This is a genomic window from Pseudomonas sp. JR33AA (assembly GCF_021378985.1).
GTDB lineage: Bacteria > Pseudomonadota > Gammaproteobacteria > Pseudomonadales > Pseudomonadaceae > Aquipseudomonas > Aquipseudomonas alloputida.
In genome coordinates this window covers 52,287-75,284 of the sequence record NZ_JAJSAW010000005.1, presented here as the reverse complement: position 1 = coordinate 75,284, position 22,998 = coordinate 52,287, and the positions used below count along the sequence as shown (strand labels likewise).

General features: G+C 62.5%; 20 protein-coding genes. 14 read left to right on the top strand and 6 right to left on the bottom strand.

What is annotated here, in order from left to right; all coding sequences use genetic code 11:
- The 5 genes from LVS58_RS10285 to LVS58_RS10265 all read right to left on the bottom strand — a co-directional run bounded on the left by LVS58_RS10285 (position 1) and on the right by LVS58_RS10265 (position 3,924).
- Positions 1 to 582 (bottom strand): YceI family protein, encoded by a 582-nt coding sequence (locus LVS58_RS10285; protein WP_233690979.1) that lies wholly within the window; start codon positions 580 to 582, stop codon positions 1 to 3.
- A gap of 44 nt (positions 583 to 626) precedes the next feature.
- The gene (locus LVS58_RS10280) at positions 627 to 923 is read right to left on the bottom strand and encodes an amidase (protein ID WP_233690978.1); all 297 of its coding nucleotides are present in this window, start codon (positions 921 to 923) and stop codon (positions 627 to 629) included.
- Entirely contained in the window at positions 920 to 1,999 is a 1,080-nt protein-coding gene (locus LVS58_RS10275) for a serine hydrolase domain-containing protein (RefSeq protein ID WP_233690977.1), read from the bottom strand. Before LVS58_RS10275 ends, LVS58_RS10280 begins: the two co-directional genes overlap by 4 nt.
- 108 nt (positions 2,000 to 2,107) lie before the next feature.
- A complete protein-coding gene (locus LVS58_RS10270) occupies positions 2,108 to 2,668 on the bottom strand; it encodes a response regulator transcription factor (RefSeq protein ID WP_003255244.1) in 561 nt (186 codons plus the stop codon).
- The gene (locus tag LVS58_RS10265; protein ID WP_014589781.1) at positions 2,668 to 3,924 is read right to left on the bottom strand and encodes an ATP-binding protein; all 1,257 of its coding nucleotides are present in this window, start codon (positions 3,922 to 3,924) and stop codon (positions 2,668 to 2,670) included. The genes LVS58_RS10270 and LVS58_RS10265 overlap by 1 nt, the downstream gene beginning before the upstream one ends.
- A gap of 202 nt (positions 3,925 to 4,126) precedes the next feature.
- Between LVS58_RS10265 and LVS58_RS10260 the strand changes: the two genes are divergently transcribed.
- The 13 genes from LVS58_RS10260 (at position 4,127) to LVS58_RS10200 (ending at position 20,033) form a co-directional block, all read left to right on the top strand.
- Positions 4,127 to 4,843 (top strand): SIMPL domain-containing protein, encoded by a 717-nt coding sequence (locus LVS58_RS10260; protein ID WP_233690976.1) that lies wholly within the window; start codon positions 4,127 to 4,129, stop codon positions 4,841 to 4,843.
- Between the two features lie 386 nt (positions 4,844 to 5,229).
- Complete coding sequence (locus tag LVS58_RS10255) at positions 5,230 to 6,855, top strand: ABC transporter substrate-binding protein (protein ID WP_233690975.1); 1,626 nt, start codon at positions 5,230 to 5,232, stop codon at positions 6,853 to 6,855.
- A gap of 147 nt (positions 6,856 to 7,002) precedes the next feature.
- Positions 7,003 to 8,595, top strand: coding sequence for an ABC transporter substrate-binding protein (locus LVS58_RS10250; RefSeq protein WP_233690974.1), 1,593 nt, complete (start codon positions 7,003 to 7,005; stop codon positions 8,593 to 8,595).
- Positions 8,596 to 8,823: 228 nt separating this feature from the next.
- A complete protein-coding gene (locus tag LVS58_RS10245) occupies positions 8,824 to 10,203 on the top strand; it encodes an OprD family porin (RefSeq protein ID WP_233690973.1) in 1,380 nt (459 codons plus the stop codon).
- A gap of 78 nt (positions 10,204 to 10,281) precedes the next feature.
- Positions 10,282 to 11,892, top strand: coding sequence for an ABC transporter substrate-binding protein (locus tag LVS58_RS10240; protein WP_233690972.1), 1,611 nt, complete (start codon positions 10,282 to 10,284; stop codon positions 11,890 to 11,892).
- A gap of 91 nt (positions 11,893 to 11,983) precedes the next feature.
- Complete coding sequence (locus tag LVS58_RS10235) at positions 11,984 to 12,994, top strand: ABC transporter permease subunit (protein WP_014589777.1); 1,011 nt, start codon at positions 11,984 to 11,986, stop codon at positions 12,992 to 12,994.
- Between the two features lie 10 nt (positions 12,995 to 13,004).
- Complete coding sequence (locus LVS58_RS10230; protein WP_233690971.1) at positions 13,005 to 13,931, top strand: ABC transporter permease subunit; 927 nt, start codon at positions 13,005 to 13,007, stop codon at positions 13,929 to 13,931.
- 10 nt (positions 13,932 to 13,941) lie between these two features.
- Positions 13,942 to 14,910 carry an ABC transporter ATP-binding protein gene (locus LVS58_RS10225; protein WP_233690970.1) on the top strand — a complete coding sequence of 323 codons (969 nt, stop codon included), beginning with the start codon at positions 13,942 to 13,944 and terminating at the stop codon, positions 14,908 to 14,910.
- Positions 14,910 to 15,878: a peptide ABC transporter ATP-binding protein gene (locus LVS58_RS10220; protein WP_233690969.1), complete on the top strand. Its 969-nt coding sequence runs from the start codon at positions 14,910 to 14,912 to the stop codon at positions 15,876 to 15,878. The genes LVS58_RS10225 and LVS58_RS10220 overlap by 1 nt, the downstream gene beginning before the upstream one ends.
- Before the next feature lie 353 nt (positions 15,879 to 16,231).
- Positions 16,232 to 17,056: an AraC family transcriptional regulator gene (locus LVS58_RS10215; RefSeq protein ID WP_233690968.1), complete on the top strand. Its 825-nt coding sequence runs from the start codon at positions 16,232 to 16,234 to the stop codon at positions 17,054 to 17,056.
- 64 nt (positions 17,057 to 17,120) lie between these two features.
- A complete protein-coding gene (locus tag LVS58_RS10210; protein ID WP_233690967.1) occupies positions 17,121 to 18,527 on the top strand; it encodes an NAD(P)/FAD-dependent oxidoreductase in 1,407 nt (468 codons plus the stop codon).
- A gap of 33 nt (positions 18,528 to 18,560) precedes the next feature.
- Positions 18,561 to 18,902, top strand: a complete 342-nt coding sequence (locus LVS58_RS10205) for a cupin domain-containing protein (protein ID WP_233690966.1) — start codon at positions 18,561 to 18,563, stop codon at positions 18,900 to 18,902.
- 51 nt (positions 18,903 to 18,953) lie between these two features.
- Positions 18,954 to 20,033 (top strand): polyamine ABC transporter substrate-binding protein, encoded by a 1,080-nt coding sequence (locus tag LVS58_RS10200; RefSeq protein WP_233690965.1) that lies wholly within the window; start codon positions 18,954 to 18,956, stop codon positions 20,031 to 20,033.
- Positions 20,034 to 20,151: 118 nt separating this feature from the next.
- Here LVS58_RS10200 and LVS58_RS10195 read toward each other — a convergent pair whose 3' ends face one another.
- The gene (locus tag LVS58_RS10195; protein ID WP_233690964.1) at positions 20,152 to 21,735 is read right to left on the bottom strand and encodes a peptide chain release factor 3; all 1,584 of its coding nucleotides are present in this window, start codon (positions 21,733 to 21,735) and stop codon (positions 20,152 to 20,154) included.
- Positions 21,736 to 22,282: 547 nt separating this feature from the next.
- On the opposite strand from LVS58_RS10195, the gene LVS58_RS10190 reads away from it, so the two are divergent.
- Positions 22,283 to 22,996: an ABC transporter permease gene (locus LVS58_RS10190; RefSeq protein WP_003248483.1), complete on the top strand. Its 714-nt coding sequence runs from the start codon at positions 22,283 to 22,285 to the stop codon at positions 22,994 to 22,996.
- Positions 22,997 to 22,998: the final 2 nt, after the last annotated feature.

Below are 22,998 nucleotides of genomic sequence, written 5' to 3'. Positions count from 1 at the left end.
TCAGCGCGCAGTGAAGATCAGCACCGCGCTAACCGGTACCGACGGGTTGATGGACTTCAATTTGGCGAACTTGCGCAGGCTTTCCAGCCCCGGCAGCAAGCCAAAATCTTCGGCGCGCAGCACCAGAGGCTCAAGGGTCACCACCTGGAAGCGCCGCGCATCCAGGCGGGTGGCCAGCAACAGGACATTGTAGCTGTGCGACTGGCCATGCAGGGTGACCGTCAGCGGCAGGCGCAACTCGATCTGTGCACCGTCGGCCAGGTCATTGATCGGCTGCAGGTCGATCTGCGCCTTCACTGTGGCCTCGGCGAAGCGCTCGACCTCGAACAGCTTGTCGCGCATTTGCTCGTCACGCAGCGGAATACCGCTGCTCACCGAATCCATCTCGATCCTCAACCCAGCCACGCCCTTGCGGTCGACCGTGCCATGCAACACAAGAAAGCGATGCACTTCGGCGGTGTCGCCGTTCTTGCCGGTGATGAACGACAGCCGTGAAGATTCGCCATCCAGGTGCCAATTGGCATGAGCAGGCAGGCACAAAGCCAGCAACAAGGCAGGCAGCAGACGGGGCAACTTGAACATGACAGATCTCGTGAAACCAGGCCGCCAACCTTACCCGCCCGCATTCACGGCAGCAAGCGGCAGCCCTCACGCGCGCCTTGCCAGGCCGCCTGGCTGCGCCGCCCCAGGCCTTCAGCGGTGACTCGCCGCTGCTGGCTGTGTTCCTCCAGCAGGCTCAGTGGCAGCCACTGCTTCACGTACCCTTGGCAGTACACCTTGTCGAACCCCATGACAAAGCGGCAGGAACAGTATTCCTTGGCCGAGTAGGCCGAGAGTATGCCGGGGAAGTCCGCCAGCGCCTGGCGTTCCTGCCAGGCCCAGTACAGGAGCCCTGCCAGCACCAGCAGCAATAGCCGCTTCATGCCCCCTCCCCGGCCAGTACCGCCAGCACCCGCTTGAGCAGTTCATCGTGTCGATAGCTGCTGTCGCGGTCATCGGCGTAGCGCACGATCACCAGCTTTTGCTCAGGCAGCACATATAACGCCTGCCCCCAGTGGCCAAGGGCGGCGAAGGTGTCTGCGGGTGCGCTTGGCCAAGGCCGTTCGGCGCCCGCCAGCGGCTGGTTGAGCCACCAGTGGCCTCCGGGGCTGGCCTCGCCAGGCAGCGCCTGGGCCTCGGCAAACGGGGTGCGGTTGAAGGCTACCCAGGCCTTGGGTAGCAATTGTCGGCCCTGCCAGCGCCCGTCGCGCTGCATCAGTAGGCCGATACGGGCCAAATCGCGGGCACTGAGGTAGAGATAGGAAGAGCCTACGTAGGTGCCTGCCCGATCACGTTCCCACACCGCACTGCCAATACCCAACGGGGTGAACAGTGCATGCCAGGGGTAGTCGGGGTACTGCCCGGCATCGAGCATGCCGCGCAGCGCGGCGGCCAGCAGGTTGCTGTCGCCGCTGGAGTAAAGGAATCGCTGACCGGGGCTGACGGCGGCACCCCGCGCTGCCGCATAGGCGGCCATGTCTGCGCGGCCACGGGTATACAGCATGGCCACCACCGAAGACTTCAGCGGCGCGTATTCGTAGTCTTCCTGCCACTCGAGGCCACTGGCCCAGTGCAGCAGGTCGGCCACGCGCACGCCTGGGTGGGCGCGCATGGGTGGATAGAAGTGGCTGACCGGGTCCTGTAGCTGGAAGCGGCCTTCGCCCTGGGCCACGCCCATTATCGTGGCCAGTACGCTCTTGCTTACCGACCAGGTCAGGTGCGCAGTGGCGGCACCGGTGGGCGCGGTGTAGCGCTCGTGGAGGATACGACCGTCGCGGATGATCAGCAGAGCGTCCGTGCGGATGCCGTTGCGCTCTGAGGGGGAACGTGCAGGAAAGGCGTAAGCGTCAACGGCCTGCCAGTCGAAGGTGGCGGGATCGTTCTGCCACTGTGGGTCAGGCCAGTCCTCCGCCTTGGCGCTACCGGCAACCAGCGCAGGGATGACCAACAGTACCTTCATCGTGCTCGCCTTGATTGGGGCTGCCGTCCAGCCCTTTGCGGGCAAGCCCGCGCTCACCGTTGCAGGCGCGAACTCCCCCGCCAACAGGCCAACATCATCAACAAGGAATCAGCGCCGAACCGGCCGCTTCTGCAGCTTGCGCTGCAACGTCCGCCGGTGCATGCCCAGCGCCCGTGCGGTGGCCGAGATATTGCCTTCATGCTCGTTCAGCACGCGCTGGATGTGTTCCCACTGCAAGCGATCGACCGACATCGGGTTTTCTGGCACCAGGGTATCCAGGTCGGTGTGCTCCGACAGCAGTGCTGCCAACACATCATCGGCGTCAGCCGGCTTGCACAGGTAGTTGCAGGCACCGCGTTTGACCGCCTCCACTGCGGTGGCAATGCTCGAGTAACCGGTCAGGATCACCACGCGCATTTCCGGGTCCAGTTCCAGCAGCTTGGGCAGCAGCACCAGGCCGGAGTCGCCATCCATCTTCAGGTCCAGCGTGGCGTAGTCCGGCAGGTCCTGCTGGGCCAGAATCAAGCCTTCTTCGGCAGAACTGGCAGTGCTCACACGGAAACCACGACGGCTCATGGCCCGGGCCATGACCCGGGTGAAGGTGGCATCGTCATCCACCAGCAGCAGGTGCGGCAGCTCTTCGCTTTCGACCTGGTTTTCTTCGCTCATCATTCATCTCCTCGCTTGCCATAGGGCAGGCGCAGTTCGGTCAGGGTGCCACCCTGTTCATGACTATAGAGTTTCACCGAGCCGCCCGCACGGGTCACGCTGGCCTTGCTCAAGAACAGGCCCAGGCCGAAGCCTTTGCCCTTGGTGGTAATAAAAGGTTTGCCAATGGCTTCGGCAATGGCTGGCGGTACACCAGGACCATGGTCGTGGATACTGATGACGATGTCCTGGGCGTCCCAGTCCAGGCGCACCTCCAGATCATCAGGGCAGGCATCGGCGGCATTGTTCAACAGATTCAGTAACGCCTGGGTCAGGTCTGGCGGCGGCGCCAGACGCGGCACCTTGCCGTCGCGCAGGCGCTGGAAGCGGTAGCTGGCTTCCGGGCGCATCAGGTGCCAGCGGTTGAGCGCCTCGTCCAGCCAGGCTGTCACATCCTGCTCCACGATGGCCAGGCGTCGGTTGGCTTCGGCTGCGCGCACCAGCTGTTGCAAGGTCTCTTTGCACAGTTTTACCTGGTCCTGGAGGATCTGCAGGTCCTCCTGCAGCAGCGGGTCGGTATGGTCCTGGCGCATTTCGTTGATCAGCACGCTCATGGTCGCCAGCGGCGTACCCAGCTCATGGGCGGCGCCGGCGGCCTGGGTGGCCACAGCCAGCAGTTGCTCGTCGCGCAGGCTTTCTTCACGCCGCTCTGAACGCAGTTGCTCCTGGCGGCGCAGCTCTTCGGCCATGCGCGCGGCAAAGAAGGTGATCACAGCCGCCGCCAGGGCAATGCTCAGCCACATGCCGTAGACCTGCATCTTGTCCCGCGCCATCGGCAGCCCTTCGAGCGGGTAGAACTGCACCAGCAGCAAGCTGTAGGCCGTCAGCGCAATGCCCGACAGGATCAGCGAGTACAGCCACGGCAAGGTCACCGCAGCGATCGCCAGCGGCACCAGGTAATACGAAACGAACGGGTTGGTCGAGCCGCCGGAGTAATACAGCAAGGCACTGTGGATCAGCAGGTCACAGGCCAGCTGCAGGGCGTACTCCATTTCGGTGACGGGCAGCGACAGGCGCAGGCGCAGGGCCGTGAAGGCACACAGCAGCGAAGACAGGGCCAAGGTGCCGGCCAGCGACAGCCAGGGCAACGGCAGCAGTTCGGTCCAGTAGGCAACGCCCACCGAGCCGGCCTGAGCAGCCAGGACCAGGACCCGAATGACGGTCAGGCGCCAGAGGTTCTGGCGGGTAGCGGACAACGGTTGTACGGCGGCGAGCATGAGCTCTCCTGATGAGTGCTCCAGAAAAATCGGCTGGAGTATACCGAAGCCGGGCGCCTCGCTGCAGCGATGCGGCAAAGCGCCACACTTTGTCACAGGTTCATGATGGCACTTTTGAACCCACTACACTGTTGCCGGTCCTATGGGCCATGCGTGGAATGGATGACCAGCCCCCACGCCTTCAAATGCCAAGGAGTACCACATGCAAATCCCACGTCGCGGCGCCGCCCTGATCATGTCCTGCGGCCTGCTCGCCAGCCTGCCGGCAATGGCCGCCGATGAACCGCGTTTCAACCAGGTATCGCTGCGTGCCGAAGTCAGCAAGGAAGTGGCGCGCGACCTGATGGTCGTGACCCTGTACAGCGAAGCGCAGAACAGCGACCCGGGCAAGCTCGCCAAGCAGATCACCGAAACCATGAACAAGGCCGTGCAGCAGTCGCGCCAGGTCAAGGACGTGAAGATCAGCCAGGGCAGCCGCAACAGCTACCCGGTGTATGACAGCAAGGGCCAGAAAATTACCGGCTGGCGCGAGCGCGCCGAACTGCGCCTTGAAAGTGCCAACTTCCCGGCCTTGTCCCAGCTTACCGCTGATTTGTTGCAAGAGCTGAAAATGGGCGGCATGGACTTCTCCATCGCCCCCGCCACGCGCAAGGCCAGCGAGGATGCACTGCTCAAGGATGCGGTCGATGCCTTCAAGGCACGCGCACAACTGGCCACCGAAGCGCTGGGTGGCAAGGGCTACAAGGTGGTCAGCCTGAACCTCAACAGCAGCGGCTACCCGCGCCCGTACCTGCGTAGTGCGCCAATGGCGATGAAGGCCATGGGGGCTGATGAAGCAGCACCGGCGCCAGATATCGAGGCGGGCACCAGTGAGGTGAGCATGAACGCCGACGGGCTGATTGAAGTGCAAATGCCGTAACAGCCACGAAGCACCTGTGGGAGCGGGCGAGCCCGCGAGCAAGACACTGCGGTGAATGGCACGGGCTTCGCCCGTGTTCGCGGGTAAACCCGCTCCTACAGATGACCACGTCATTTTCACGATTTTCGGACTTTTCTTACGCACCACCAAGGTGCGTCCTACGTTTACCCTCGCCTCGAAACATCTCGCAAAACGCCATCATTTTGCCTGCGCAAACGTTTGACTTCGCCAAAAGTTATAGCGATGCGACATCCATGTACGAGCGTACCACTTTTCTGGCGCCAACTATCCTTCTGCCTGTTGCATTGGGAACACCCCCTGCATAAGTATCCGCAGGTCGGCTCACGAGGCCACCTCATCCAAAAAATGACAACAATGAGGCCACCATGCTCAAACACGCAGTCATTCCGTTCCTGCTGGGCGCAGGCTTGCTCAGCGGCGCACCGTCGGCCGTTGCCGCATCCAACCTGGTGTTCTGCTCCGAAGGCAGCCCAGCCGGCTTCGATCCGGGGCAGTACACCACCGGGACCGACTTCGACGCCTCGGCAGAGACCGTGTTCAACCGCCTGACCCAGTTCGAGCGCGGCGGCACTGCGGTCATCCCGGGCCTGGCGACCCAATGGGAGGTGTCCGACGACGGCAAGACCTACACCTTCCACCTGCGCGAGGGGGTCAAGTTCCATACCACCGACTACTTCAAGCCCAGTCGCCCGTTCAACGCCGACGACGTGCTGTTCACCTTCAACCGCATGCTCAACAAGGACAACCCGTTCCGCAAGACGTACCCCACCGAGTTTCCATACTTCACCGACATGGGCATGGACAAGAACATTGACAAAGTGGAGAAGCTTGACGAGCACACGGTGAAGTTCACCCTCAACGAGGTTGACGCCGCGTTCATCCAGAACCTGGCCATGAGCTTTGCCTCGATCCAGTCCGCTGAATACGCCGACCATCTGCTCAAGAACGGCAAGGCCGCCGACATCAACCAGAAGCCGATTGGCACCGGCCCGTTCGTGTTCAGCAAGTACCAGAAGGACGCGCAGATCCGCTTCAAGGGCAACAAGGACTACTGGAAGCCCGAGGACGTGAAGATCGACAACCTGATCTTTGCCATCACCACCGACGCCTCGGTGCGCATGCAGAAGCTTAAGAAGAACGAGTGCCAGGTCACCCTGTTCCCACGCCCGGCCGACATCGAGCCGCTAAAAGCCGACAAGAACCTGCAAATGCCGCAACAGGCCGGCTTCAACCTCGGCTACATCGCCTACAACGTGATGGACAAGATCAAGGGCAGCAACGAGGCCAACCCCATGGCCCAGCTGAAAGTCCGGCAGGCGCTGGACATGGCCGTGGACAAGAAAAAGATCATCGAGTCGGTGTACCAGGGCGCCGGCCAGCTGGCGGTCAACGCCATGCCGCCCACGCAGTGGTCCTATGACGACAGTATCAAGGACGCCGCCTTCGACCCCGAGAAGGCCAAGCAACTGCTCAAGGAAGCCGGCATCAAGGAAGGCACCGAAATCACCCTGTGGGCCATGCCCGTGCAACGCCCGTACAACCCCAATGCCAAACTGATGGCCGAAATGCTCCAGTCCGACTGGGCCAAGATCGGTATCAAGGCGAAGATCGTCAGTTATGAATGGGGCGAGTACATCAAACGTTCCAAAGGCGGCGAACAGGGCGCCATGCTGATTGGCTGGAGCGGTGACAATGGTGACCCGGACAACTGGCTGGGCACCCTCTACGGTTGCGATGCCATCGATGGCAACAACTTCTCCAAGTGGTGCTACAAGCCCTACGACGACCTGATCAAGCAGGCCAAGGCCACGTCCGACCAAGCCAAGCGCACCGAGCTGTACCAGAAGGCGCAGCATATCCTAAAGGAGCAGGTACCGATCACCCCGATCGCCCATTCCACTGTCTACCAGCCCATGAGCGCCAAGGTGAAGGACTTCAAGATCAGCCCGTTCGCGCTGAATTCCTTCTACGGCGTCAGCGTGGACAAATAGGCTGACCGTGGCACCCGCTGAGCGGCGGGTGCCTCTCCCTCCTTGCCACCCTTTCATGTCGTCCTGCGGCTATCCGCTGCGGGGTCGGCGAACTGTTGCCGCCATTCGCACCCCGAGGCGGCGCGAACAGATGAAAAAGGAACTGCCATGCGCTACGCCAAACGCCTTTCGACCCTGCTGGCCCTGGGCCTGATCAGCCAATCCCCGGCCCTATTGGCCAGCAACCTGGTGTTCTGCTCAGAGGGCAGCCCAGCCGGCTTCGACACCGCCCAGTACACCAGCGCCACCGACAACGACGCAGCCGAACCGATCTACAACCGCCTGGTCGAGTTCGAGCGCGGCGGCACTGCCGTGGAGCCGGCCCTGGCGACCCGCTGGGAGGTGTCCGACGACGGCCTGCGCTACACCTTCCATTTGCGTGAAGGGGTGAAGTTCCACAGCAACAAGGCCTTTAGCCCGAGCCGCACGTTCAACGCCGACGACGTGCTGTTCACCTTCAACCGCATGCTCGACAGGGATCACCGGTTCCGACAGGCCTACCCTACCGAGTTCCCTTATTTCATCAGCATGGGCCTGGACAAGAACATCGCCCGTGTCGAGAAGACCGACCCATTGACCGTGGTGTTTACCCTGAACACGGTCGATGCCGCGTTCATCCAGAACCTGGCCATGAGCTTCGCCTCCATCCTCTCGGCTGAATACGCCGAGCAGTTACTGGCCAGTGGGCGCCCCAGCGACATCAACCAGCAGCCGATCGGTACCGGGCCGTTCGTGTTCCAGCGCTACCAGAAGGATTCGCAGATCCGCTACAAGGGCAACAAGGACTATTGGGCGCCGAACCAGGTGAAGATCGACAACCTGGTGTTCTCGATCAACGTCGACCCTTCGGTGCGCATCCAGAAGCTGCGCCGCAACGAATGCCAGGTCACCCTGCACCCCCGCCCGGCCGACCTGCCGGCGCTCAAGGCCGACAGCAAGCTGCAGGTGCTGCAGCAACCGGGCTTCAACCTCGGCTATATCGCCTACAACACCCAGCACCCGCCGTTCGACCGCCTGGAAGTGCGCCAGGCAATGGACATGGCGGTTAACAAGAAGGCCCTTATCCAGGCGGTGTATCAGGACGCCGGCCAACTGGCGGTCAACGCCATGCCACCGACCCAGTGGTCCTATGACGAACGCCTCAAGGACGCACCCTACTCCCCGGAAAAGGCCAAACAGTTGCTCCAGCAGGCCGGTGTCGAACCTGGCACCGAGGTCACCCTGTGGGCCATGCCGGTGCAACGCCCGTACAACCCCAACGCCAAGCTGATGGCCGAAATGCTCCAGGCCGACTGGAGCAAGCTCGGTTTCAAGGTGCGCATCGTCAGTTACGAATGGGGCGAATACCTCAAGCGCATGAAAAACGGTGAGCACGACATCGCCCTGATCGGCTGGACCGGTGACAACGGCGACCCGGACAACTGGCTGGGCACCCTCTACAGCTGCGATGCCATCGGCAGCAACAACTACTCGCAGTGGTGCGACCCGCAGTACGACAGCCTGGTCAAGCAGGCCAAGCAGGTGACCGACCGTACGCAACGCACCGCGCTGTACCAGCAGGCCCAGCAGCGGCTCAAGCAGCAGGTACCGATTACGCCGGTGGCGCATTCCACAGTGAACCAGCCGCTTAGCGTCAAGGTTTCCCAGTTCAAGGTCAGCCCGTTTGGGCGCAATGATTTTTCCGGTGTGAGTGTTGATTAAGCGTTAGCCAGTACCGGCCTCTTCGCGGGCAAGCCCGCTCCCACAGGATCTCGACAGGTTCGGACACTGCGCCCTACCTGTGGGAGCGGGCTTGCCCGCGAAGAGGCCAGTACGGCCAACACAACGCCCCGATTTTGCCCGGCGATCCCGCGGCACCCCTGGCAACACCGCAGCAATCACCCGGCCCACAAGGCCGGCCATAACTAGAAAAGAAAGGGAGCTTTAACCTTGAAAGTATTCACCTTGACCGCACTGGCGTTATCCATCAGTGCCTTTTCCACGGTGGCCCAGGCAGACCCGCAGAGCCAGGACTACCTCCCGCTCACCCTCAAAAGCAGCAGCGAGCAAGCGCAAGCCAGCGGCTTCATCGACGGCCAAAGCCTGTCTGGCAGCACCCGCAACTGGTATGCCCGCGAACGCGCCGCACGCGCGCCGCTGTGGAAGTACTACAAGAACGACGGCACCCGCCACGACACCCACAGCCGTGAAAACTGGGTCCAGGGCACCATCCTCAATTACAGCTCCGGCTTCACCCAGGGTACCGTGGGCTTCGCCGTCGAGGCCGCCGGCTACAACGCCATCGCCCTGCAGCAAAGCCGCGAAGCCATTGCCGGCCCCAACAACCGCACCCTCACCCACAGCGATGGCGACCCCATCGGCCAGTGGAGCAAACTGGGACTGGGCAATATCAAGGCGCGCGTGTCCAACACCACCCTTACCCTTGGCCGCCAATCGGTGGATACACCGATGATCGCCTACATCGGCAACCGCGCACTGCCTTCGAGCTTCCAGGGCGCGTTCCTGCACAGCGCTGAATTCGACAACCTCAGCATCGACCTGGGCACCTTCGACCGCGTCTCGCCACGTACCGAACAGAGCCTCAGCAAGTTCCGCAGCGAGTACAGCGCCACCGGCGTGGAAACCGACCGTGCCAGCACCGCCGGCATCAACTACCAGCCGTTCAAGAGCCTGAGTACCAGCCTGTACGCCACCAAGGTCGACGACTTCTGGAACCAGTACTACTTCGGCGCCAACCATGTGCTCGGCGACAGCGCAGCGCTCAGCCTGAGCACCGGCCTGAACTACTACAAGACCGTCGACGCCGGCAGCCAGAAAATGGGCAAGATCGACAACGACACCTACAGCCTGTCACTGGGACTGACCCATCAGGCCCACACCCTCAGCGCCTCCTGGCAGCAGGTCAACGGCAATGAGTACTTCGACTACCTGCACGAAACCAACGGCATCTTCCTGGCCAACTCGCTGCTGTCGGACTTCAACGGCCCCAACGAAAAATCGCTGCAGATCTCCTATGTGCTGAACATGGCGCCCTATGGCGTGCCTGGCCTGAAGTTCAACCTGTACAACGCCCGCGGCTGGGGTATCGACGGCACCCACTACCGTGGCACTGCCTACGACGTGAATGGCCTGGACGGCGAAACCCACTATGAGTGGGGTATCGGCACCAGCTACGCGTTGCAGAGCGGGCCGCTGAAAGACACCAGCATCCGCGCCACCTACACCACCCATCGCGCCAGCAAGGCCCAGGGCGATGGCAGCCTGAATGAGTTCCGCGTGGTCACCACCATTCCGTTCAACATTCTCTGAGCGCTGGCGCCACGGCCTGCTTCGCTGTGGGCCGTGGCAGCTACGCTGGAATCAATGCACGCAGGGAGACTTCAACCTATGCAGATAGCTTTCAGGAAAACGCGGCCGTTGCGCCTAGCCTTGGCCGCGCTGCTTCTGGGCGGCGCTACGCACCTGGCGGCCAAACCGCTGGTGGTGTGTACAGAAGCCAGCCCGGAAGGGTTCGACATCGTCCAGTACACCACCGCAGTCACCGCCGATGCCTCGGCCGAGACAGTGTTCAACCGCCTGGTCGACTTCAAGCCCGGCACCACCGAGATCCAGCCGGCCCTGGCCGAGCGTTGGGACATTTCAGCCGACGGCCTGACCTACACCTTCCATCTGCGTCAGGGGGTGAAGTTCCACACCACCGACTACTTCAAGCCCACGCGTGACTTCAATGCCGATGACGTGCTGTGGAGCCTCAATCGCCAGCTCGACCCGAACCACCCCTGGCATGACAAGACCAGCGTCGGCTATCCGTACTTCGAGAGCATGGGGTTCAAGCAACTGCTCAAGTCGGTCAGCAAGGCTGACGAGCACACCGTGGTGATTACCCTCAGCCGACCGGAAGCGCCGTTTCTGCGCGACATGGCCATGGGCTTTACCTCGATCTACTCCGCCGAATACGGCGACCAGCTGCTCAAGTCTGGCAAAACCGCCGAGCTGAACAGCAAACCGATCGGCACCGGCCCGTTCATCTTCCAGCGTTACAACAAGGACGCCCAGGTCCGCTTCAAGCCCAACCCGGACTATTTCCGCGGCAAGCCGCCGGCCGATGCGCTGGTGTTCGCCATCGCCACCGACAGCAACGTGCGCCTGCAGAAACTGCGCGCCAACGAGTGCCAGGTGGCGCTCTATCCCAAGCCCGATGACGTGCCGTCGATCAAGCAGGACCCGAAACTCAAGGTTGAAGAAATCGAGGCCCTGGTCACCGGCTACATTGCCATGAATACCCAGCACAAATACCTCAACGACGTGCGCGTGCGTAAAGCCATCAACATGGCCTTCGACCGCCAGACCCATGTCGACCAACTGTTTGGCAAAGGCAACGCACTAGTGGGTGTAAACCCTTACCCGCCCACCATGATCGGCTACAACACCCACAACCAGAACCCACCGCGCGACCTCGATAAAGCCCGCGCCCTGCTCAGTCAGGCCGGTGTACCCGAGGGCACGGTAATCACCCTGTTCACCCGCAACGGCGGCGGCCCGACCAACCCCAACCCGCGCCTGTCCGCCGAGATGCTGCAGGCCGACCTCAAACAGATCGGCCTCAAGTTGGATATCCGCGTCATGGAATGGGCCGAGATGCTGCGCCGGGCGAAGAACGGCGAAGCCGACCTGGTGTCCACTGGCTGGGCCGGCGACAACGGCGACCCGGACAACTTCCTCAGCCCACTGCTCAGCTGCGATGCCGTGAAAAGTGGCGAGAACTATGCGCGCTGGTGCAACCCCAAGTTCCAGGAGCTGATCAGCCGCGCCCGCGAATCGGTCGACAACGACGAGCGTGCAAGGCTCTATAACGAGGCATTGAAAGTGTACGATGACGAACAACCCTGGATCAGCATGGCTCATCCAAAGATGTTCACCGCCATGCGTGACAACGTGGAGGGCTACGTGATCAACCCTCTGACCAACAACAACTTCGCCACCACCAAGGTGAAGTAGAACAACAACGACCGCCGGCGACCCACACGGGGACCGGCGGCACTGCCGTACCGGGCTGATCGCCCCACGGCCTGATGAGGTAACCCCGACAATGTTGAGTTTTATTGCCCGGCGCCTTGGCCTGCTGATACCGACCTTTTTCGGCATCACCTTGCTGACCTTCGCGCTCATACGCCTGATCCCCGGCGACCCGGTGGAAGTGATGATGGGCGAGCGCAGGGTCGACCCCGAAATGCATGCCCAGGCCATGGAACGCCTGGGCCTGAACAAGCCACTGCCGGTCCAGTACCTGGACTACGTCGGCAAACTGGCCCAGGGTGACCTTGGCGAATCGCTGCGCACCCGCGAAAGCGTGTGGCGCGAGTTCCTCACCCTGTTCCCGGCCACCCTGGAACTGGCCTTCGCCGCCCTGCTGTTCGCCGGCATCGTCGGCCTGCTGGCCGGTGTCATCGCCGCGCTAAAGCGTGGTTCGTTGTTCGACCACGGGGTCATGGGCATATCACTGGCCGGCTACTCGATGCCGATTTTCTGGTGGGGCCTGATCCTGATCATGTTCTTTTCCGTGAGCCTGGGCTGGACCCCGGTATCCGGGCGCATCGACCTGCTGTACGACATCGAGCCAAAGACCGGCTTCATGCTTATCGACACCCTGCTCAGCGATGAAGAAGGCGCGTTCAAGGACGCTGTGATGCACCTGATCCTGCCGGCCATCGTGCTCGGCACCATCCCGCTGGCGGTGATCGCCCGCATGACCCGCTCGTCGATGCTTGAAGTACTGCGCGAAGACTACATCCGCACCGCCCGCGCCAAAGGCCTGTCGCCGGCCCGTGTGGTGTTCGTCCACGGCCTGCGCAATGCGCTGATCCCGGTACTGACCGTGTTCGGCCTGCAGGTCGGCACGCTGCTGGCCGGTGCGGTGCTGACCGAAACCATCTTTTCCTGGCCGGGCATCGGCAAATGGCTGATCGAAGCCATCGGTGCCCGTGACTACCCCGTGGTCCAGAACGGCATCCTGTTGATCGCCTGCCTGGTGATCCTGGTCAACTTCGTCGTGGACATTCTCTACGGCCTGGCCAACCCACGCATCCGTCATCAGCGCTGAGACCCTTGCCATGACAAGCCCGATTGCAAAATCCGTGTCGCCGGCCAGCCCGGTGGACCAGAGCCTGCTCTACCCTTCCCCGTACAAAGAATTCTGGCATGCCTTCGCGCGCAACAAAGGCGCGGTCATGGGCCTGGCCTTCATGTGCCTGGTGGTGTTCTGCGCGCTGTTCGCGCCTTGGGTAGCCCCGCATGACCCGAGCGAGCAATACCGCGATTTCCTGCTGACCCCGCCGGTGTGGCTGGAAGGCGGCACCTGGCAGTTCATCCTGGGCACCGACGAACTGGGCCGTGATCTGCTTTCGCGGCTGATTCAAGGTGCACGGCTGTCGCTGCTGATCGGCCTGTCGTCAGTGGTAATGTCACTGATCCCAGGCATACTCCTGGGCCTGCTGGCCGGCTTTTTCCCGCAGTTGCTCGGCCCGTCGATCATGCGCCTGATGGACGTGATGCTGGCCTTGCCGTCGCTGTTGCTGGCCGTGGCCATCGTCGCCATCCTCGGCCCAGGCCTGATCAACACCGTGATTGCCATCGCCATTGTTTCCCTGCCGTCCTACGTGCGCCTGACCCGCGCCGCGGTGATGGGCGAGCTCAACCGCGACTACGTCACCGCTGCCCGCCTGGCCGGCGCCGGCTTGCCCCGGCTGATGTTCGTCACCGTGCTGCCCAACTGCATGGCACCGCTGATCGTGCAGGCGACCCTGAGTTTTTCCTCGGCGATCCTCGACGCCGCTGCGCTGGGCTTCCTCGGCCTCGGCGTGCAGCCGCCTACCCCGGAGTGGGGCACAATGCTGGCTTCAGCCCGGGATTACATCGAGCGCGCCTGGTGGGTGGTAAGCCTGCCCGGCCTGACCATCCTGCTCAGTGTGCTGGCAATCAACCTGATGGGCGACGGCCTGCGCGATGCGCTGGACCCGAAACTCAAGAACGCCGCCTGAGGAGAACGTCATGCCACTTTTGCAGATCAACAACCTCAACGTGCGCTTCGGCGACACCAATGCGGTACCCGTGGTGGATGGCCTTGACCTGGTGGTAGACGCCGGCGAAATCCTGGCCATCGTCGGCGAGTCCGGCTCGGGCAAGTCGGTCACCATGATGGCCCTGATGGGCCTGATCGATGCCCCCGGGCGCATCACCGCCGACGCCCTGACATTCGACGGCACCGACATGCTCAAGCTCAGCGGCCGTCAGCGGCGCAAGGTGGTGGGCAAGGACATCGCCATGGTCTTCCAGGACCCGATGACCGCGCTCAACCCCAGCTACACCGTAGGCTTCCAGATCGAGGAAGTGCTGCGACAGCACCTGGGCCTGAAAGGCAAGGCTGCACGCCAGCGTGCCCTTGAGCTGCTGAAAAAGGTCGAGATCCCGGCCGCCGAAAGCCGCCTGGACGCTTACCCGCACCAGCTGTCAGGCGGCATGAGCCAACGTGTGGCGATCGCCATGGCCATTGCCGGCGAGCCCAAGCTGCTGATCGCCGACGAACCGACCACGGCCCTCGACGTGACCATCCAGGCACAGATCATGGAGCTGCTGGTCAACCTGCAGAAGGAGCGCAACATGGCGCTCATCCTGATCACCCACGACCTCGCCGTGGTCGCCGAAACCGCCCGGCGGGTGTGCGTGATGTACGCCGGCCAGGCCGTGGAAGTGGGCCAGGTGCCAGAACTGTTCGACGTACCCGCCCACCCTTATAGCGAAGCCCTGCTCGCCGCGATCCCCGAGCACAGCATTGGCGCCGAACGCCTGGCCACACTGCCTGGCATCGTCCCCGGCCGCTACGACCGCCCGGTCGGTTGCCTGCTGTCACCCCGCTGCCCCTATGTACAGGACAATTGCCGGCGCCAGCGCCCGCCCCTCGACCCACAGGCCCACAGCCTGGTGCGTTGCTTCTACCCGCTGAACCAGGAGGTGGCGTGATGGCCGTCGTACTTACCGCACGGGAGCTGACCCGGCATTACGAAGTGTCCCGCGGGCTGTTCAAGGGCCACGCGCTGGTGCGCGCGCTCAATGGCGTGTCGTTCGAACTGGAGGCCGGCAAGACCCTGGCCGTGGTCGGTGAGTCCGGCTGTGGCAAGTCGACCCTGGCCCGCGCCCTGACCCTGATCGAAGAGCCGTCGTCCGGCTCGCTGCAAATTGCCGGCACCGAGGTGAAGGGCGCCAGCAAGGCAGAGCGCAAGCAACTGCGCCGCGATGTGCAGATGGTGTTCCAGAGCCCCTACGCCTCGCTCAACCCACGGCAGAAGATCGGTGACCAGTTGGCCGAACCGCTGCTGATCAACACCTCGCTGAGCAAGGCCGAGCGCCGCGACAAGGTGCAGAAGATGATGGAACAGGTCGGCCTGCGCCCCGAGCACTACCAGCGCTACCCTCACATGTTCTCTGGCGGCCAGCGCCAGCGTATCGCCCTGGCCCGGGCGATGATGCTGCAACCCAAGGTGCTGGTGGCCGACGAACCAACCTCCGCGCTGGACGTGTCGATTCAGGCGCAGGTGCTGAACTTGTTCATGGACCTGCAGAAGGAGTTCAACACCGCCTACGTGTTCATCTCGCACAACCTGGCGGTGGTGCGACATGTGGCGGATCAGGTACTGGTGATGTACCTGGGGCGGCCGGCAGAAATGGGGCCGAAAGAGGACATCTACAACAAGCCGCTGCATCCCTATACCCAGGCGTTGCTGTCGGCGACACCGGCGATTCATCCAGACCCGTTGAAGCTGAAGATTCGCATCGTCGGGGAGCTGCCCAACCCGCTGAACCCACCGGATGGGTGTGCGTTCCACAAACGCTGCCCGTATGCGACAGAGCGGTGTGCCAAGGAGGTGCCGGCGCTGAGGCAGGTGAGTACGCGGCAAGTTGCCTGCCACTATGCGGAGCAGTTCCTGTAGATCGAAGCAGCTGCGTTTTTGTCGGAAAAGGGCTGCACATCAGCCCCAGCGGTTCATGAATGACAGCTGTACCTGGGGGGCCGCTTCAGCGGCCCTTTCGCGGCACAGGTCTACACGTTCTCAATGCATAAAGAACCAGATCAGAATGATCACCGGAATCGGCACCCCAATCATCCAAAGCAGTATCGAGCGCATGGCCTTTCTCCTTGTTCAATGGTGACAAGAAAGGTGCAGCCGCCATGCCAGTTGTATCAAAAAACTACATTCATAAGAATCAGAGGCTTACCCTGCAAGCCGCCTGAGTAAACCGTGCAATATGCAGGATCCACGCCCTTGCACCTGGGTGTTCTGCAATGCACTATCCACCCATGATCGCCACCACCCTCCCCGACGGCCCCGAGCAAACGCCGCTTACCGCCGACGTCGTGTTGCGCTACCACCTCTGCTGGAAGCATCGCGACCTCGATGGCGTCATGGCGCTCTACCACCCCGATATCCAGTACCACGACTTCTTCCAGAACCGCGTGCTCGGCCACCAGGAACTGCGCGACTACGTACGCGCTTGCCTGCCCCATGAAGCTGGCGAGGACATCGTCCACAGCGACCGCATCCGCGTCGATGGCTGCACCGCGTTCATCCAGTATCAGGTCACCGTCCAGGGCGGCGACGGCCTGGTTGCGTTCCAGTCCAGCGAGGCGATCACCGTCAGGGACGGGCTGATCTGGCGGGTTAACGAATACGCCACGCTGGTCCGCCGGAACAGCACAGGCCACGCAAACAGTGGCCCGCGCCCCGCCACCAGCCGGCTGGGCCTGTCACCCCGGCAGTTGTCGACCATGGCCCAGGACCTGGAGCACTACTTCCAGCGTCAACGCCCCTACCTCGACCCGGAGCTCGACCTGCAACAGGTCGCCGACGCCAGCGGCTACAGCCGCAACCAGATCTCCTACCTGCTCAACCAGGTTCTGGGGCAAAGCTTCTACCGCTACGTCAACCAGGCACGCCTGCAGCACCTGATGGCCAGCCTCGGCGATGACAGCGCCGAGGCGACGATCGACGAGCTGGCCTTCAGTGCCGGCTTCAACTCGCTGTCGGCGTTCTACAAGTGCTTCCGTGAGCACACCGGGCTCACGCCCAAGGCCTACCTGAAGCAGATTTCCCTGCGTGCACGCACGTAAGACAGCTGCCCGCTGACACCACTACGATCGCCCACAGACCTTGACGGATGTGGAGCCGAACCCGATGCAACCCCTGCGCACGCTCAGCCTGTGGATGGACCAGCTCGACGAGCCGCTGTGCGCGCGCCCGGCACTGCGCAATGACCTCGACGTCGACGTGTGCATCATCGGTGCCGGCTATACCGGCCTTTGGACCGCTTACTACCTCAAGCGCCAGGCACCCCAGCTGAACATTGCGGTGATCGAAGCCCAAATCGCCGGCTTCGGCGCCTCCGGCCGTAATGGGGGCTGGCTGATGGGCAACCTGCTGGGCGAAGACCGCCTGCTCGGCACCCTCTCGCCGCAACAGCGCCGCGCCAGCATCGACCTGCTGCACGGCATCCCTGATGAAGTTCATCGCGTGCTGCAAAGCGAAGGCATCGACTGCGACTACCGCAAAGGCGGCGTGCTGTATTGCGCGGCGCGCTACCCGGAGCAGGAAAGCAGCCTGCGCGCCTACCTCGACGAGATGTATCGCCAAGGCATGACCGAGGACGACTACCGCTGGCTGAGCCCCGAGCAGCTGGGGAGCCAGCTGCGGGTCAGCAATGCGTTTGGAGCCATCTACAGCCCGCACACGGCGACCATCCAGCCAGCCAAGCTGGTGCGCGGCCTTGCCCGGGCAGTGGAGGCGCTGGGCGTATCGATCTACGAAAACACCCCGGCCATCGACTGGCAGCCGAGCGAGGTGCGTACCCCGCTGGCACAGATTCGCTGCCAGTGGATGGTGCCAGCCGTGGAGGGTTACGCCGCCAGCCTGCCGCCACTGGGCAAACACCAATTGCCGGTACAGAGCCTGCTGGTGGCCACCGAGCCGCTGCCAGAGGCCACCTGGGAGCAGATTGGCCTGAGCCAGGGCCAAGCCTTCAGTGAAAGCAGCCGCCAGGTTACCTACGGCCAGCGCACCGCCGACAACCGCCTGGTGTTCGGTGCCCGCGGTGGTTACCGCTTCGGTGGGCGTCTGCGGGAGAACTTCAACCTGGACGACCATGAAATCGAACTGCGCCGCTACCTGTTCAGCGAACTGTTCCCGCAGCTCAAACAGGTACGCATCACCCATACCTGGGGCGGAAACCTGGGCATGGCGCGGCGCTTCCGCCCACACATGCTCTGCGACCGCCAGCGCGGCATCGCCCTTGCCGGCGGCTACGGCGGCGAAGGCGTCGGGGCGACCAACCTGGGTGGGCGCACCCTGGCGGCGCTGATCCTCAACCAGCGCAACGAACTGACGGCGCAACCCTGGGTGCTCGACAACCGCCCGCTATCGAGCCTGGCCAGCTGGCCTCCCGAGCCCTGCCGCTGGCTGGGCTACAACGCGATCATCCAGAGCTTCGTCCACGAGGACCGGACCCTCGCCAACCCCGCCAGCGCGCCGTGGAGGCGGCGCCTGGCCATCTCGGTTGCGGACTTCATGGAAGGTTTCATGCACTGACTTCCCTTATCACTCGTACAGGATCCACCGGTCATGAGCATCACCCAGTTCAAGAACACCGAATGTGCCGTGCTCGACAGCTGCAACCCGGTCGCAGTACCGCTCGGCGAACCCGTGGCAGTCACGTCAGTCACCTGCGTGGAGCGCAGCGATGGCGTTGAAACCGGCATCTGGGAATGCACCCCAGGGCGCTGGCGGCGGCAGATCGTGCAACAGGAGTTCTGCCATTTCATCAAGGGCCGCTGCACGTTCACCCCCGACGGTGGCGAGCCCCTGGTCATAGAAGCCGGAGATGCATTGATGCTACCGGCCAACAGCACCGGCACCTGGGACATCCAGGAGACCGTGCGCAAGACCTACGTGCTTATTTTCTGATCCGCTGATCGCCTGCCTTCGATAACAACAGACAAAGCAAGGTAAACCGACATGCGCACCCTCCTCCTCGCCCCCCTGATGCTGGCCGCCAGCGTGGCCAGCGCCGCTGAAACGGTGAAGATCTACAACTGGTCCAGCTATGTGGCCCCCGATACGTTGAAGAACTTCCAGCAAGCCAGCGGCATCGTGCCGACCTATGACGTGTACGACAGCAATGAAACCCTCGATGGCAAGCTGATGACCGGCAATTCCGGCTACGACGTGGTGTTCCCCTCCAACCATTTCATGGCCCGGCAGATCCAGGGCAAGGCCTTGAAGCGCCTGGACAAGTCCCAGCTGCCCAACTGGCACAACCTCAACCCGGTGCTGCTCAAGGCGCTGGAGGTGAACGACCCAGGCAACCAGTACGGCTTCCCGTACCTGTGGGGCAGTACCGGTATTGGCTACAACATCGACAAGGTCAAGGCGGTGCTCGGCGACAACGCGCCCGTGGACTCCTGGGACCTGATCTTCAAGCCCGAGTACATGAGCAAGCTCAAAAGCTGTGGCGTCGCGGTGCTGGACAATGGCCCCGAACTGCTGCCGATCGCCCTGCACTACCTGGGCTTGCCCCATCACAGCCAAGCCCCCAAGGACTACGAGAAGGCCAAGGACCTGCTGATGAAGGTGCGGCCGTACATCAGCTATTTCCACTCGTCCAAGTACACGGGCGACCTGGCCAACGGTGATATCTGCGTGGTGGTGGGTTTCTCAGGGGATGTGCTGCAGGCGAAGAACCGCGCCGATGAGGCGAACAATGGCGTGAAGGTGGGCTATTCGATACCCAAGGAGGGCGCGCCGATGTGGTTCGACATGGTCGCCATGCCCGTCGATGCGCCGGATGAAAAGGCCGGATATGCCTACATGAACTACCTGCTGCAGCCGGAAGTGATGGCCAACATCAGCAACCATGTGCAATACGCAAACGGCAACCTCAAGGCAGACGGCCTGGTAGACCCGGCGATGAAGGGCAATACGATGATTTACCCGAGCGACGAGGTGATGGGCAAGCTGTATGCGCTGGAGGCGATGCCGGCGAAGATCGACCGTATTCGTACGCGAATCTGGACCAGTATCAAGGCAGGGAACTGATTTCGGGCGTTACGCCATCCCTGTAGGAGCGGGTTCACCCGCGAATGCGTCGGTAGTTTCAACATCGCATTCGCGGGTAAACCCGCTCCTACACAGGGTCAGGAGCAGGCGACCGAGATCAGTGGTGCTCGCGGGTAGCGCGGAAATTGATGTCCGGCCAGCGCTCTTCCATCAGCGCCAGGTTGACCCGGGTCGGCGCCAGGTAGGTCAGGTGCCCCCCGCCGTCGATGGCCAGGTTTTCCATGGCCTTGGTCTGGAATTCCTCGAGCTTCTTCTTGTCATCGCAGCTGATCCAGCGCGCCGACCACACGGTGATAGGCTCGTAGGCGCACTCCACCTTGTACTCTTCCTTCAGGCGGCTGGCGACCACGTCGAACTGCAGCACACCGACCGCACCGAGAATGATGTCGTTGCTGCGCTCAGGGAAGAACACCTGGGTAGCACCTTCTTCGGCCAGCTGCTGCAGGCCTTGACGCAGTTGCTTGGATTTCAGCGGGTCTTTCAGGCGTACGCGGCGGAACAGCTCCGGCGCGAAGTGCGGGATACCGGTGAAGCCCAGCGCCTCGCCTTCGGTGAAGGTGTCGCCGATCTGGATGGTGCCGTGGTTGTGCAGGCCGATGATGTCACCGGCAAAGGCTTCTTCCAGCTGCTCACGCTCCGAGGAGAAGAACGTCAGCGCATCGCCGATACGCAGGTCTTTGTTCAGGCGCACGTGGCGCATTTTCATGCCTTTCTCGTACTTGCCCGAGCAGATGCGCATGAAGGCGATACGGTCGCGGTGTTTCGGGTCCATGTTCGCCTGGATCTTGAACACGAAGCCGGTGAACTTCTCTTCCACAGGCTCCACGGTGCGCTCGTGGGCCACACGGCCAAGCGGACGCGGTGCCCAGTCGACCACGGCGTCGAGCACGTGGTCGACACCGAAGTTACCCAGCGCAGTACCGAAGAACACCGGGGTCAGCTGACCGTTGATGAACTCGTCCTGGTTGAACTCGTGGCAAGCGCCCTGCACCAGCTCAAGTTGCTCGACGAACGCGTCGTACTGGTCGCCCAAGTGCGCGCGGGCTTCGTCCGAGTCCAGGTTCTGGATAATCTTGGCTTCGGTGCGCTCGTGGCCGTGGCCCGGGGTGTACACCACGATGTAGTCACCGGTCAGGTGGTACACGCCCTTGAAGTCGCGGTAGCAACCGATCGGCCAGGTGATTGGCGCGGCCTTGATCTTCAAAACGGCTTCGATCTCGTCGAGCAGTTCGATCGGGTCGCGGATGTCTCGGTCGAGTTTGTTGATGAAGCTGACGATGGGCGTATCGCGCAGGCGGCACACGTCCATCAGGGCGATGGTACGCGGCTCTACACCTTTACCGCCGTCAAGCACCATCAGCGCCGAGTCCACAGCGGTCAGGGTGCGGTAGGTGTCTTCCGAGAAGTCTTCGTGGCCGGGGGTGTCGAGCAGGTTGATCATGTGCTCGCGATACGGGAACTGCATCACCGAAGTGGTGATGGAGATGCCGCGCTGCTTCTCCATTTCCATCCAGTCGGAGGTGGCATGGCGATCGGACTTGCGCGACTTCACGGTACCGGCGACGGCAATGGCCTTGCCCATCAGCAGCAGCTTCTCGGTGATGGTGGTCTTACCGGCGTCGGGGTGGGAAATGATTGCGAAAGTGCGGCGCTTCGCGACTTCGGCGGCCTGGTTGGTCATGGGAAATCGCCTGACTGGGGGATTTGAAAGGGGCAGTATTATACCTGAAGTTGGGCCTGGACCAAAATTTGCCGAATGAATGGCGCCTGTGCCGGCCCTTTCGCGGGTAAACCCGCTCCTACAAAGATTGCAATGTCGTGCGGTCCTTGTAGGAGCGGGTTTACCCGCGAAAGGGCCGGACCTGCCGCAACAAATTCACCAAACAATCGCTTTATCACGACGAATGCCCAAAGCGCAGTTATTTCAACGCCTGTAGCACATTAACTCGCTGTTTTTTCTCGCCCAAAATCCCTCGACCCAGCGATTACCGCTGGCCAAATGCCGTCCCAGATGGGAACCTTTACACCTACGGAGACGTCCACTCCCCTGCAAACCGCTTCGGTTGGGGACTGGTTTCATCAGCATTTTCGGGCCCGACGGGGTTCGGCTCATGGCCTGATCGCAGCCTTCGGCTTGCCTCTCGCTGCTACTCGCGAACACACCACCCGCCGCCAGGACTGGCCGGCTTCCAAGAAGTGTGCTCGCCGACAACACAAGGAGTCCGCCTGTGGCTAAACGCTACGGAAAGGGGCTGTTGGGATGGGCCGCCGTGCTCGTCATCCTGGCCCTGCTGGTCCACTGGATCGGCATCGACACGATCGCGCGTTATCGCGATGATCTTGGGTTCTACCTGCAAGCGCACCTGGTATTGGTGCTGGCTTCGATGGCGGCGGCGCTGGCCGTGGGCATCCCCGCCGGCATTGCGTTAAGTCGACCGCACCGGGTCGACAAAGCCGAGCGCTTCATGCAGTTCTTCAACGTTGGCAACACCATCCCCCCTCTGGCCGTTCTGGCCATCGCCCTGAGTATCCTGGGCATCGGCGCCGGGCCTGCGATCTTCGCATTGTTCCTCGCCTCCCTCCTGCCCATCGTGCGCAACACCTACGAAGGCCTGAAAAACGTCCCTGCCTCGCTCAAGGAAGCCGCTACCGGCATTGGCATGACCCCGCGCCAGCAACTGTGGCAGGTGGAACTGCCCAATGCCGTGCCGATCATCGTCGGCGGCGTACGCGTGGCCCTGGCGTTGAACGTCGGCACCGCACCGCTGGCATTCCTGATCGGCGCCAACAGCCTGGGCAGCCTGATCTTCCCCGGCATCGCCCTGAACAACCAGCCGCAGCTGCTGCTGGGGGCCGCCTGCACCGCGCTACTGGCACTGGTGCTGGACGCGGCGGTGAGTTTCTCCAGCAGGCGCTGGCTGGAACGTGGCCTGGCCCAATAAGG